Here is a 14,650-nt window from a genome sequence, read left to right as displayed (position 1 = left end):
GTGTTACGTCAGGAAAAGCACCATTAAACGTTAAATTTACTGACACAAGCACAGGAACACCTGCTGCATGGAAATGGGATTTTGGAGATGGAACAAGTTCAACCCAGCAGAATCCAGTTCATAAGTATTCCAAGGCAGGAACATATACTGTTATTTTAACAGTAAAGAATGCTGTAGGCAGCAACACGGTAACAAAAACAGATTATATAAAAGTGACAGCAAAACCTGTTGCTGAATTCTCTGCAACTCCTACCTCAGGAAAAGCGCCATTAACGGTTGCTTTTACTGACACAAGCACAGGTTCACCAACTAAATGGAAATGGAACTTTGGAGACGGTGCATCGTCTACAATCCAGAATCCAAAGCATAAGTATTCCAAAGCAGGGAGTTATACAGTGACATTGACGGCGACAAATGCTGCAGGCAGCAGTACGATAACAAAAACAGATTATATAAAAGTGACAACTAATACAAAATAAGAGATATAATCTGAAAACGAATAAACCTTGGGTTGAAAAACGATAAAAGAGATCAGGGCTAAAGAGGAGTGGGGGAATTATTTATTCTATCTGACAAAACAACTTTTCAGTCCTTGTTTTACTGGAATTAAAAGTCAACTTCGCTTTGAATTTTCAATAGTTTACTGCACAATTTTTGGCTTTGTAGAGGCCTTACATTGTAGAGTCTCCAGTATTTCCAATTTGTTGCAGTTCCGAGTAATTACTCATATTCATTTATTATTTTTTTTCCAACATTACACAAGAAAATCTTTAATTTCGTATTTTTTTCAAATTAAAGGGAAAATTCTCCTACTTGAAAAATGTGCAACAATTTCAGCATACAGTTGTAGAGCTAAATGCATTGTTAGATACAATTACTTATATTTAGTTAAATTCTTAAATTTTCAGTAAATACATGAGATTTACTTTTACCCATACAATTTGAAGAGGATATCAAATTTGTATAAATTGATTTTCTTTGACTCCTGGGGATTTGACTATCGGTCTCATAACTACCTTTGACAGTAAGGTTCTCCTATCCTTATAGTACACATTGTTTACTTTATTCCAGTACCAAATCAAACATTTTTGTTGTCGTATCACACTTCTCCATCAGATATCCATTTCGAATCGTTTCAAGGTATCTTGTATCATTGGATATTCGATAACCCCACAACAAAGCCGATGCAGCTTGACCTTGAGCCATTGAGGAATACCAAGAAGCACTTTCATTATTGATAGGCAAATCAAAAATAAGAATAGATTAGATTACCTCCTGCAGTGGTCTTGGCATTAGATAATAAAAAGTCAAGGTTTACTATCATTGACTCATACGCATCGCTGTTTGTTGAGGCATATGGTGCTATTGCTAAAATATATTGAGATAGTGTGACGGGGTTATATTGTACTCCTAAAGATCCACCATAATAAAAAACAACAACTCCATTTTCATTAAAGTCTCGATTTTTTTGGGTTTCTGAATAATTTATAGAGGGATAATGAAAATATCCGTCTATTGTAGGATATGTATGGTTTGACCTTATTATAGTCCACTTCTCCCGATATGTATACGCCATAGGCACGTGATACTAAAAAGAGAAAAGGAAATATCAGCATAATGAAAATTACTTTGTTCCAACGAATTTTTAGTCATAACTTCTCCTATTTTTTATTTAAATTGACCTAGCAAACCGATAACATCTAAATCTGCTACAATCGCTTGTATTATTTCCCATAATAGTCTTCTTTTGATAAGTCCAATTATTGAATCCGGATGTTGTTTGACCTTTTGTATTAATGCTTATTTTTCGTGACCCCTATCTGATTTAATCCAAACTGCTAATCTGGGGATTTACTGGGATGTAGGCGTCTCTTCCCCAGAATACCGAGTACCAGATCTCCAGTACATAGCACCTTAATAAAAATTCAAAAGAGTAACGATCGAATATCTCTATTTCACTCACATTTGAAAAATCAATACCAACACGTAGAAGAAACTCCGAATTTTTGAGCGCACGGATAAAATATTCTTTAAGTTTGCCTTTAAACCAGAACTCTTCGGGAATGGGCCACCCCATCTTATCTCTCCTCCAGCAGACATTCTCAGGGAGTTTGCCGTCAAACGCTTTTCTGGCGAGATACTTCGTCCAGCCTCCATGAAGTTTATAGGTAGCAGGCACCGTTGCCAAAAACTCAACAAGCCGATAATCCATAAACGGCATTCGAGATTCGATGGAGAAGGCCATGGATCCACGGTCTGCCCAATGAAATAATGTCCCAAGGGAGAGAATGAGATCGTCAGACATCCGCTGGTTAACAGGAATATAGCTGAACTTCTTTCCAAGGCGGTCAAGAATAGATAATGAAAGCTTCTCTCCAAGAAGGCATCGTGATAGATTCAATATAGAGCCACGAGCTATGAATGAGGACGCATTCGGTATCTGCCTGTACAGAGGCCCCTCTCGAATCAGGGTGCCCAGGGGAACAGTTGAAAAGTAACTTGTCATGTAATCAAGATACCCTACCAGCTGTTCATCAGCACCTTGCCCGTCCAATGTAACTTTCACACCACACGCTCTCGTTAGCTTATAGGTATGCCAGCTGGACATTACGGTGTTCCTTGCAGGAGTATCAAGGTAGTACACGAATTTTCTGTGTTCTTCAATAATATCCTCGACCTTAGGCTCTATCGTACTCGACCGAACATCAAGAGACCGGGCCACCTCATCGATATAATAACTCTCATCGCAGTACTCCGAGCCTGTCGTTCGATATACGCTGGAGAAAGTCTCCTGCCTATCCCCGCATCCAACTGCCTTCAATTGCTGATTCACAAGGTACGCAACAGACGAACTATCGAGGCCTCCAGATAAGGCAGATCCGATCTTAACATCGGAGCGCAGCCTGAGCCTTACAGCATCTTCGAGGAGATTGTAATAACGCTCTGCATATTCAGACGCCTTCGCCTCATTATACGGCTCATTTGAGAGGTTTGGCTGAATCGACCAGAATGTCGTTTCTTTGAATGGATGAAAGATCTCTTCAATCCTGCACTTCAGAAAACTGGCACACTCAAACCGATAGATCTCCTTAAATGCGGTCTCCCTGAGATGATCCTGTGATCCCATTTTCAGGAACAGTTTGCAGTACTCTATGTTAGGCTCTTTTGTAACGGCAGGATGCTTGAGGAGAGCTTTGATCTCAGAACCGAAGATGAAATGCTGGTTGTCCTGGTAATAGTATAACGGCTTGACTCCGAAACGGTCTCTCGATATGAAAATTTCTTCTGTTTTGCTGTCATACAGCACAAAGGCCCACATGCCATTGAACCTGTTAAGGCAATCGACTCCCCATGCATCGTAGCTTGCCATGATCACTTCGGTGTCGGTCTGTGAGCGGAACGTATACCCGAGTGTCTCCAGTTCCTCGCGAATCTCGACGTGATTATATACCTCGCCGTTGTAGATGATCCAGTAGCGTCCACGGTAGCACATCGGCTGGTTGCCCTGCTCGCTCAGGTCAAGGATCGCGAGACGCCGGTGTCCGAAAGCAAAAGGAATGGGAGAATCGATGATATTGCACTGCGGAGGGTTAATGTCGAACTCATGCATGCCACCGAGGAGATAACTCTCACAATCTGGCCCCCGGTGGATAAGGGTGTTGTTCATCGACTGTATGAATGAAGCCGGAAAGGCTTGTTTCGAAATAACTCCAACTATGCCACACATTGTATACTACCTCTTAGTAGGTCACCGCTGATTCCATCTGGTTGGTACCAGGTCGCGGACATGAACTATCTCTTTCCAATTTAGGATTCCAAAAAATGAAAACACACCTGGCATCAGGAGGATAAGACAACCCCTGATAAGCAGGTCGATGTACAATTCAAGATGAATATGCAATCCGATGGTCACGAGTGCCGCCGCCACGAGGACAACGCCAGCGATGGCTCCCCAGTCATGCGGTACATAATAGAGTTTCTGGCTGCAATACATGTATGCAGCAAAGACACACGCATACCCTATTAAGGTCGCAACACCAGCTCCTACATAGCCAATCTGAGGTATTAACATCCAGTTAAAGAAAATATTCAGGATTGCTCCTCCAACGTTAATCAAGATGAATAGGTATGTCTTCTTTGAAATCCCGATCCCGGGCGCAAAGATATACATCTGTGAGAGCAGGACTGCGGGAACCAGAAAGACTACCACCTGGCTAGCAGCATAATATGCTGGTGTCGTGAGGATCCGGAGGGCAACGTCGGCGAACAGGGAGAGTATTAAGAATATCACGATCACAATTGCCAAGAAGGTCCTGAATATCGCCGCAAGTTGGTGGGGTGTCTCTGGTTCCTGGTAATGCTTATATATGAGCGGAGTCAAGGCCATCTGGAAACCGACAAGGACAAGAGTCGATACGCTTGCCAGACGGTAACCAATACCGTAAAGGCCCACTTCTTCGAGTGAGAGGTAGTAGTTGATCATCAACCGGTCGATATACATGCTTACAAAAACAGCGATACTCGATGGCACGATCGGTACTGAGAAGGCAAGCATCGTTTTGAGTTTTGTGAGATCAAAACGGAGTTGAAATGTTGTTTTGAGATAATAAAGTCCGAGAAAAACTCCTGCCGCTGTCCCGATGATCATGCCTGTGAGAAAGCCGTAGATGCCGAAATGAAATACATAGGCAAGCAGTACCGATGCACCTGCTGTCGTAAGAGATTGAACCGTGCTAACAATGGAATAGGCTTCGCTGCGGAGCTCGAACCGGAGCTGATTCCTCAACAGATAAAAGAGCCCATTCATCCAGATGAAGATTACTCCAAGACGAAAGACGTCATCAAGCCCCGATGTACCGATCACGATGAGGGAGAGTTCCGGTGCAAAGGCGAAGGCTGCTATCAGGAACGCCGTAAACATGAGTACAGTAAACCAGAGGGCAGTTGAAACTAAAATCTTTTTACCATCGTCCGTCTTCTCATCCAGGTAAAAACGTGAGACACCCTGGGAGATCTCCAGCGCTACGGTGAGTGCGATCAGCGAACCGAAAACCGTGATCATATCGAGGGCACCGTAATCGGAAGGGGTGAGGACACGAGTATATAGTGGGATTAAAAAGAACGAAATTCCATAACTTAAGATTGAAGGAATGGTGTAGATGGCACTGTCGCGAAAGAATCTACGAATCATATTGAATAATTTCCTCCAATTTTCAGGGTTTTTATAATATGTTGCAAAATTACTTTTTATTCACGAATGTCATATGCATATTCCATGAACCGTTGTTCTAGTTTTGGTTTATCTGAGAGGCAAAGGGATTCTATACCATAATGCTCGATCATGTTACGGATAATCTCTTTGCTTTGGGATTCCGGCATTCCAGATCCCTGAATATAAAGGATAGTGTTAGGATCAAACATATGTTCCTCGAGAATGGTTCCCTCGATGATCTGTAGATATCGCCTTGCTACCAATTCAGGAGTGCGCTGTGTTCTAACAAATTCCTGCGCTTTTTGCCCAAGGGCCAATCGAAACTCCTCATCCACAATTAAGCGTTCTATTGCTGTTGTAATCTCATCTGGATGGCAGAATAAACTTGGAGGAATGTGTTTTTGGGTAAAATCATTATGAATATGATCTGTATAATATCCACCAACAACAGCTGGTTTTCCAAACCATGCAGCTTCTGTGGCAAAAGAAGCCATAGGTTGATCAGAATAAACTTGATCTATAATAAAGTCGCATTTTTGTAATTCTTCTATCACTTGATGGTGTGGTTTCCCGGTTATCTCAATATAGTTGATATTATATCCTTTCTTTTTTAATATATATATTGAGTTTCGAATGTGATCCGAACCTTTCCCAATAGGGTCGGATGGTGAGTGAAGGATTTGAACATGATCATGATCTCCTATTTGATGATTAATACCCTTAACTGAAGATTCAAAAGGTAACCCAATTGAACAAATATTCCCACATTTTTTAATATGATAATGAGCAGAGGCCGGATTAGTCAAGATGCAATCTGCATACCTTTCAATAGCAACAATGTTGGACTTTATCTTCCGGGATATCTTTTTATAATCATCTGGTGTTAGATTGTGTCGAGATCCATCGATATAGGGCGGACGTTCATCGCTTCCATTAAATATGAACAGTACTTTTTTATTGAAAAATTTTAAGAGGGGTAGGTCATGATTGCGAAAAAAAGAGTGACCAAATGCGAAAATAAACACATTAAAATGATAAAGTGTCCATATAAAGATTGGAATCATTAATATCTTGTTAGATACAAAGAAAGGTGCTTTTATTATTTTATAATTAGCCTTCTTCATCTGCCTAAGATTCCACTTACATATCTGAACAAGAATATTGGGCTTATCATCTCTATTGTACTCAAATGGGTGGGATGAAAGATCGATGAAAGTACACTCAATACCGATCTCTTGAAAGCCTCTTTTCAAATTACCGTAGTAACCTGCAATTTCCGTTAGACCAATAAATATTTTGATCGTCGTGGCAATCACCCTTCATATCATAATTTATTTGTATAATTTACAGGTTGATTAATCGTAATTCTCCTTCCACACGCAATATTGAAAACTCCTATCTTATTGAGTTCACAGGACAGTATGTTCGCATCAACAACATTTTTCGCAAGAGTAAAATCCCTGCTTTGTTTCCCATCCCAACATATCACAGAAACAGGGAAACCTAAAAGCATACTTACAGCAGAAGCTACAAACGTAACACCAACATTGGATGCAAGTTTTTTAGGATATGACAAGGGGATCACACCGTGTCTGGTGAATTTCAAATGGCTAAGAACTTGCGAAGTCTCAGCCAGAATAGAAAACTATATGTTTCCTAAGATTTCACAAATATTTACATATGCATTCCCATTTCCGAAAAAGTTCCCTTTTATAGGGACACCTTCAAAATTTAAAATTGCATCTGTGATTTTCTCATAATCCGCTCCAACAAGTACATTCCCTCCATCTGCGATCGTTTCTACCCACTCGGTATTTTCCCTCATAGTTATGCAGGGTACCTTAAGCATGTAAGCTTCTTTCTGTATCCCTCCTGAGTCTGTGATGATTTTCTTTGCATGAGCCATGAGCTTTAGCATTTCCAGGTATCCGAGGGGAGGAACAACTTTAACTTTTTTACACAATTTATTCCAGAGTCCGTACTGTTTCAGATACTTTTCAGTCCTAGGATGGACCGTAAATACAATGGGAACACCTGCGTGACAGAAAGCGTTTGTTATGGAGGAAAGGTTTTCAAAGTTGTCAGTGTTCGAAGCCCGATGAACAGTTGCAACAATATATTCTTTTGATTTAATGTTCAGATCCTCCAGAATTGTAGCTTTTTGTTCTGCAATCTTTATGTTATATTTCAAAGAATCAAGCATTACATCTCCTACATTATAGACTCCTTTTGTGATTCCTTCTTTTTTCAGGTTTAGGACTGCAGTTTCTGTTGGGCAAAAAAGTAGGTCTGAGACATGGTCTGCAAGGACTCTATTAATTTCTTCAGGCATGAACCGATCAAAAGACCGAAGACCAGCTTCTACATGCGCAGTTTTAATATGTAATTTGGAAGCAGCAATATCTCCTGCAAGTGTAGAGTTCGTATCTCCGTATACAAGGACAAGGTCAGGACTTTCTTTTAGAAGAATTTTTTCAATTTCAATCAACATTTTTCCAGTTTGAACTCCATGACTGTCGGACCCTACACCAAGATTGTAGTTCGGTTTAGGGATCTTCAGTTCATCAAAGAAGATATCGGACATTCTTATGTCGTAATGCTGACCTGTATGTATGAGTATCTCTTCGTGTTTTTTTCTTATAAGTCGAGAAAGAGGGGCACACTTGATGAATTGAGGACGAGCTCCGACAATAGATACTATTTTCATTTTCTCCTCAAATTTTTAGAACTTACTCTCGAACGTTTAGAACTTGCCCTAAAAAGTCTGGAACTTGCCCTAAAATGCTCGGAACCTATATATTTTTCCTCTAATGCATTTGCAAGTAATTTTTCCGTTTTCTGAGCTATACTCCCCCAACTATAGTGCATTAACACTAGGTTACGCCCACGATTTCCCATTTCATTTTTTAAAGATTTGTCCTTTAGTACTTGTAAAATAGCCTCAGATAGTTTCTGAGAGTTTTGCGGTTCAACCAAAATTCCTGCTTTTACTTGATTCAGTATTTCAAATCCTTTCACATCACTTGCTATGACCGCTTTTCCACACGCCATATATTCATATAATTTTAAAGGAGAGTAGCCAGACTTTAGGGGTATCTTAGGCACCACGCATACATCACTTGCATTTATATACAGTGGCATTTCATTATGGGGTATGAAACCTGTGAATATGAATTTTTTATCTATATTTAGATCTTTAGCTTTTTGAATCAGATCGTTTTTTAAGGGACCATCCCCGATTATTAAAAATACTGTTTCTACTTCTTCTTTCAAAATTGCAGGTGCGGCTTCTACGAGATATTTGAGTCCCTGCCATTCTACTAGAATGCCAGCAAAAGCAACGACATTCTTTTTATCAAGCCCGTATTTTGTTTTCAAATTTGAGATCTTATTCAGTGGTCTGAATATCTCTGTATTTACTCCGTTTCCGATCACCTCTATTTTTTCTTCAGGAACGCCATACTTTCTGATTATTTCTTGTTTTATTCCTTCAGTGACTGTAATTATCCTGCTTGCGTTCGAGTAGTAAATCTTTTCGCATAATTTTATGAGTTTCACATAAACCTGTGGTTCGTGTCTCATTGATATCTCATCGAGCATATCCCCATTTACTTCCATAACCAGAGGGATATTAAATAATTTGGAGAATACCAGTGAGGGAGACAAGAATAATGTTCCATCAAATCGCTGATAAAATATGTCTGGTTTTTTTTTGATTAATAGGTATAGAGGATATATCATCCAAAATAGAAAATTCAATAAAATAGTACGCTTTAGACGCTTGGTACCAAAAAGTGGAATGTAGCATTTATTTTCGACTTTAATTTCAGTCTGTGGTTTTTGACATATCAAATGGACTTCATTCTTTTTTGATAAGTTATTGTAAATTTCCATTGTATGGGTTGTCCCAGCGTTTTTTTCTCCAAAGTATATATCTGTTAGATAGTGTATATTCATTTGTTTTATTTGGAAATAATTCCGCTTCGGAACTTTATTTTCCCTGCCCATATTTTCACACCCCAGATAATCCCGATCCTGTTCAGAATTTTGCTTCAGTTAAAGGTATTTTTTATAGTGCACCTTATAACGACCAGAATTACCACCCAAACTCCAAATCTTTATAAAAATCGTTTTACTAATTTCTATTTAACTGCTTATTTGTTGATATCATCTGGAATGGCACAGATTTTGTAACTCTAATAGGACTTGATCGATACTTTCCAGTAAGTATGTATAGAGCCCGAAATAATACAACACAGCTCGGAAATGGATCTTTTCATCCTTCTCCAGGTCGATCTCGATAATTTTTGTGGAAACTGTCGAGTTGTATTAGGTAAGAGCCTGGAAATCAGTTTTTGTCATAGTTTTCCAGACTCTTTCTGTCCAAAATTCAATCATCTTTCCTTGATACTTCAGATGATTAACTGTCGAATATCATTCTCAATACCCTGATTTGCCAAATACTTATTGGCAGATGCCTTTTCAGGTTGGGTTCAGGATAGTTTTATTTATCTCATTTTTGGACTCTATTTCCTTCGACATAGTAATGATTTTTTTGTCATGTATTTAAAGTTATTTCATAGGTCTTATGTAGTTTTGAGCAAACTTATTCTATAAAATAATAATTTTTCAAGTAGTTCTATATAAATTTTTATGGACATTTCTAAAATTAATTGATTTTTGTTCGATATTGGCTGATTGTTGTTTATTAACTTCAGTTTCATACTGATAAAAAAATATCCTGTTCCCGGCACCGATATTTTTTAATATCATAGGAAAGCATTTTATTAGAAAATATATTAGGATGTTAAAAAGAAGATGAATTGTTTATTTCAAAATAAATATTATTATTAAGTTACAGTGTGGCGACCATTTGCAGTATTATTTCAGATATTATATACAACACAATATTGTTTTATTATATATTGTTATTAAATCTTATAATTACAATAAATAATAATATTAGATATTACAAAAATTAACAAAAACCTTAAATATAATGAAAGCATTTAAAAGTTCTCGTTTTCAATTTAGTTTGATTGAGAATATATTTTGTCCTAAAATTATTTCGCTTTTTTTATTTTTTATTGCAGTCATATATCACATACAGGTGACCGATTATTTTACTCGAATTTCGAATTATTTCATTCTACAATCATTCCACAATACTAAAATGGAATTGCGTATTTTTCAAATAATTGTTGTGGGTAAAAGTAAATTTTAATATTTACTGAATATTCAATAATTTAACCAAGTTTGGAAAAAAAGCATTAAGCGATGTATTCAATTTTACAACTGTATGATAAAATTATTTCAGTTTCTCGAGTTGGAAAATTTTACATAGAATTTGAAGAGGATACTTTTCTACTCATACTCATATTAAGCCTCGATGGTAATTTACTGGCTAGTTCAGGCATGATTTTGAAAACCGGGTGTTGACAATTTACTATCTGTAATGAGGACTTAATAGCCAAAAAGATAGAGTAGAGTACTTCATTTGTATCTCTTGTTCAAAGAATACCATGCGTGTTCGGTTTCTTCTTACTAATGAAGGACTTGCCGTCTTGTAAATCAAAGTTGCGCTGGCGCACCCCGCTGCAAGCAACGGGGTATGTTCGCGCCACCGCTCAAAATTCCGTTAAAGGAAATAATAACCCTAAACAATTTAGTGTGAGCAGAAGTTAGTAATCGAAAATGGAATTGAGAAATTTTATTATTATCAACGGTTACCGGGGAAGTTTCCATCCCCGCAGCAAGCTAGCGGGGTATTCGACTGAAATAAATAACACGTCTAATGAGAAATAAATTACAGATATTATGTTACTAATTTTTATATTTGTAATAAATAAGATGAATATAAATTAATATGTTCTTAACATTTTCAAACAATTTAAATACTTTGTGTTATTTTATTCTATTTTGAAGTGGCTGAACTATAATAGATGTTTCTCTTAACAAGGAAACATTGTCTTCAAAGCAGAGTCAGATATCTGGCCTTTACAAACTGAAAATAAATAAAAGTTGAACTTTGAGAAATTTGTCCATGCCACTTTTAAAAAGTTTTGTTCTTAATCTCTAATAGAAATCTAAATTTTACAGAGGATGTGAATTTTTAAAAGGTAAAATTTGGTCTGATAAACAATTCGTGGTTACAGACTCAAATTTTAAATTTTATGGCAAAAAGGTCTTAATTTTTAGTTTTTTTAGTTTTTCTCTCTATGTAAAAATTGTGAGATTAAAATCCTGAACAGCCGTCTTAAGCTTTTCCAAAGCGGGTCGCAATGGAGGAAGTTAAGGACTTTAAAAAAATAGGTGAATTCAGCTTGACCAGAACAACACCAAGAGTAGTTTAGATTAAAACCGGTGAGCAAATTTGTGTGAACCTGTATTCATAACGTTGGCGGTTGATTGTGTTTTTTTATATGTATTTATATGTATATATATGCATATAAATATATTGAGAGGCTAGAACCGGACTTCCAGGCATCTCCGAAATAAGCTAATTCAACTAATTTTGGCAGGCTGAATAGTTGCCTCTAACTAAGTACAGGAGGAATAATGACGAATAAAAAACCAATTTCAACATTATTACTACTGATTCTAAGCATCGGAGTCTGTCTCACCTTGCTTTCAGGCATCGTAGCTGCTGACGACTGGGTTGGTGGCCTTCCGCTGACAACCGTTCAGACCGGAACAGTGACTGGTGACCTGTACATCTCCGGGAACCCTCCATCAGCGACTTACACTAACGTTGTGGACAGAACTTTTACCCTTCCGACAGCTGCAGTAGCAGGGTCAGGCAGGGTCAAATGGGCCAGGCTCTACGTTTCCAGCTACTGCGGACACATGCAGGATGCAAAGGCCATCACCTACGCTACTAAGGTTGACTGGAACAACGACGGAACCTGGGACAACAACTGGACAGAAACTGACCCCGGGCAGCCTTTTATTTATATGCAGGGCGGGGACTATGGTGGCGGTGGCAACGACAACAGCAAGTTTTTCGGCCACGGTACCGGTGAACCCTATTTGATGCTCAACGAACACACAAACCGTGTGACGAGTGACTACCTGAGCTGGTATAATGTAACGAACCTGATTCAGACGGATGAACCCACAATCAAGGTGAACGTAGACGCCACGGGTTCCTATGATGGCCGGATAAAGATGGTCGAGCTCGTCGTCGCATACGACGATCCTTCTTCAACAACAGAAACGCTGTACTGGGTCAACGAGGGGCACGATGCCTGCACTTACTATACTGAGGAAAATGAAGACACTGTTGCCGTTGGAACCACCACGTTTGACACAGCCGGGCTTTCAGGCATTAGCTCGGCCACACTCATTGCCGACTACATGGCAAGTAACAATGGGTACTATGGTTTTCCAACAACAGATAATGATTTTGTTGCATCTACAAAGACCGGATCGTTTACAAACATAGGGCTTGACCGTGCTGCTGATACACAGGGTCTTTACTCAGGGATTGATTCCTGGAATGTAACATCATCCATTTCCGGCAGCAGTTCCGCATTTGCCTATGCCAGGTACCTGCCGGGTACAGGTACCGCAGCATTCTACAAAATCCCCCTCGCGTTCCTGGTGGTAAAAAAACCGCTTCAATCAACCTCTGCACCCGATGCCGAGTTCACTGCCAACGTGACCAGCGGAACGTCTCCTCTCACGGTTCAGTTTAACGACAGTTCAACTGGTTCCCCTACTTCCTGGCAGTGGGATTTCAATAATGATGGAACTGTTGACAGTACTGAGCAGAATCCGATATATACCTATAGTACGGCCGGAACCTACGTTGTTAACCTCACGGTTTCCAATGCAAAAGGAAATGATTCTGATGTAAAGACCGAATACATAACCGTAACTTCAGCGGCGACAAATGACCTCAGTATCTCAGGTATCGTCAATACGGTTCCAGGCTCTGCGGTTTTTGCCAAAGAACCAAATACCATAAACATTCTCAACATCATGAACACCGGAACTGGTAGCCTTTCTAGCATTTCGGTAGCACTTTATGCGAGTGACGTATCCGATGGAACGGTTCCGGTAAACACAACAACAATTTCATCCCTTGCAAGCGGAGGAAAGGCTACAGTAACCCTGATTGACCCAACTATCCGCAATCTGGAAGGCGGTACCGTAACCTATACCGCAGTTGTTGATCCTGCTAACCTAATCGCTGAAACCAATGAAGATAACAACAGGAAAAACAGTTCGGCTAAATCGGTCAAATATAACGGATATAAAGGCAAAGGCATCTACTGGGAAGGCGGAAGCAACATCACCACCAAACATACCTATGACCTTCAGGGTAACCTTTTGTACTCCACACAGCCTGATACTGCTTACAAAGCTGTTGGCTGGACTGGCAGGACCGAAAGCTGGACTGCTGCTGATCTTCCGATCCCCAGCGGTTCCACAATAGAAAAAGTTTTCCTTTATTTCGCCTACAACTGGGACCAAACTCCTGGCGGATATCCGTGGTTGAATCTTAACTTTAACGGAAACACAATTGAGAACGGAAATCTCTCTACAGGAAACGGAATTCTCTACAGGGACTGGAGCAATTTTGGCGGATATGCTGATTATGAATATGGCCTATGCGTCTACGATGTAACCGACAAATTTAACGAGGCCGGAAACAGCCTTGTAACGAATCCCTACGATAGCTCTTACAACAAAGTAGCACTGTATCCAAGCACCCTTGTTGTGGTTTATCGGAACTCTAACGAAACCAGGAAGCAGATATTCATCAATGAAGAGTGCGACGAACTTGGCGTATCTGAGTCCAGTTACGGAACAACTCCCAAAGAGGCTACAGCATATGCTCCTTTCACTGGTATGTCCATTGACAAGAGTAGTGTAACAAATGCTACGATGTACAGTTTCGCCGGAAGTGCCGGGCCCGATGAAGGCAACCTGCTTTTCAACGGAAACACTGTGGCAACAAGTGCATGGATGGGAAGTTCCAATTCAGCAAGCCCTCTAATCTTTGATGTGAAAGATTACATTAATGAAACAGGAAACGAAGCCAGAATCCAGGGGACAACAAGCGGAGGCATGGATGCTCTCCAGCAGATCCTTGTCATTGACTATCAGAAAGAACAAGAAGCTGCACCAGTAGCCAACTTTACCGCAAATGTGACAAGCGGTGCAACACCTCTAACGGTTCAGTTTACAGATGCTTCAACTGGCACTGTCTCATCATATGCATGGGACTTTGATAATGATGGAGCTGTAGACAGCACTGAGCAGAACCCGGTCCACACTTATGCTGCAACCGGTACTTACACTGTCAACCTTACTGTTTCTAACGCTGATGGAAGTGATTCTGAGGTAAAAACTGAGTACATTAAAGTCACTGGTCTATCTCCAGGAAAGCCAGTAGCTGCTTTTTCAGCATCTCCTGCTTCAGGAAAAACA

The 14,650-nt window shown here is 39.6% G+C and carries 9 protein-coding genes; 2 read left to right on the top strand and 7 right to left on the bottom strand.

Annotated elements, in window-relative coordinates; translation table 11 throughout:
* Positions 1-479 (top strand): PKD domain-containing protein (locus ASJ81_RS02725; RefSeq protein WP_141241569.1); only part of this gene is annotated, 479 nt, incomplete at its 5' end.
* Positions 480-1,062: 583 nt separating this feature from the next.
* Here ASJ81_RS02725 and ASJ81_RS24535 read toward each other — a convergent pair.
* The 7 genes from ASJ81_RS24535 to ASJ81_RS02685 form a co-directional block, all read right to left on the bottom strand.
* Positions 1,063-1,245, bottom strand: a complete 183-nt coding sequence (locus ASJ81_RS24535; protein ID WP_095643138.1) for a D-glucuronyl C5-epimerase family protein — start codon at positions 1,243-1,245, stop codon at positions 1,063-1,065.
* Between the two features lie 580 nt (positions 1,246-1,825).
* Positions 1,826-3,667 (bottom strand): asparagine synthase (glutamine-hydrolyzing), encoded by a 1,842-nt coding sequence (asnB, locus tag ASJ81_RS02710; protein WP_245859726.1) that lies wholly within the window; start codon positions 3,665-3,667, stop codon positions 1,826-1,828.
* An 81-nt stretch (positions 3,668-3,748) separates the two neighbouring features.
* A complete protein-coding gene (locus tag ASJ81_RS02705; RefSeq protein WP_095643135.1) occupies positions 3,749-5,191 on the bottom strand; it encodes an oligosaccharide flippase family protein in 1,443 nt (480 codons plus the stop codon).
* A gap of 56 nt (positions 5,192-5,247) precedes the next feature.
* Entirely contained in the window at positions 5,248-6,528 is a 1,281-nt protein-coding gene (locus ASJ81_RS02700) for a glycosyltransferase (RefSeq protein WP_141241567.1), read from the bottom strand.
* Positions 6,529-6,536: 8 nt separating this feature from the next.
* Complete coding sequence (locus tag ASJ81_RS23170; RefSeq protein WP_212556020.1) at positions 6,537-6,788, bottom strand: hypothetical protein; 252 nt, start codon at positions 6,786-6,788, stop codon at positions 6,537-6,539.
* A 69-nt stretch (positions 6,789-6,857) separates the two neighbouring features.
* Positions 6,858-7,919 carry a non-hydrolyzing UDP-N-acetylglucosamine 2-epimerase gene (gene wecB / locus ASJ81_RS02690; RefSeq protein ID WP_095643133.1) on the bottom strand — a complete coding sequence of 354 codons (1,062 nt, stop codon included), beginning with the start codon at positions 7,917-7,919 and terminating at the stop codon, positions 6,858-6,860.
* Positions 7,916-9,220, bottom strand: coding sequence for a glycosyltransferase family 4 protein (locus tag ASJ81_RS02685; protein WP_095643132.1), 1,305 nt, complete (start codon positions 9,218-9,220; stop codon positions 7,916-7,918). Before ASJ81_RS02685 ends, wecB begins: the two co-directional genes overlap by 4 nt.
* Positions 9,221-11,770: 2,550 nt before the next feature.
* On the opposite strand from ASJ81_RS02685, the gene ASJ81_RS02680 reads away from it, so the two are divergent.
* Positions 11,771-14,650: DUF3344 domain-containing protein (locus ASJ81_RS02680; RefSeq protein ID WP_141241566.1), on the top strand; the 2,880-nt coding region annotated here is incomplete at its 3' end.

It is taken from the genome of Methanosarcina spelaei, assembly GCF_002287235.1.
GTDB classification, from domain to species: domain Archaea; phylum Halobacteriota; class Methanosarcinia; order Methanosarcinales; family Methanosarcinaceae; genus Methanosarcina; species Methanosarcina spelaei.
This window is presented reverse-complemented; position numbering and strand designations above follow the sequence as displayed.

What these genes read in the sequence shown, in the direction of transcription:
- asnB (WP_245859726.1), bottom strand. Translation starts at nt 3,667, where the DNA reads ATGAACAACACCCTTATCCACCGGGGGCCAGATTGTGAGAGTTATCTC.
- ASJ81_RS02685 (WP_095643132.1), bottom strand. Translation starts at nt 9,220, where the DNA reads ATGGGCAGGGAAAATAAAGTTCCGAAGCGGAATTATTTCCAAATAAAA.
- wecB (WP_095643133.1), bottom strand. Translation starts at nt 7,919, where the DNA reads ATGAAAATAGTATCTATTGTCGGAGCTCGTCCTCAATTCATCAAGTGT.
- ASJ81_RS02705 (WP_095643135.1), bottom strand. Translation starts at nt 5,191, where the DNA reads ATGATTCGTAGATTCTTTCGCGACAGTGCCATCTACACCATTCCTTCA.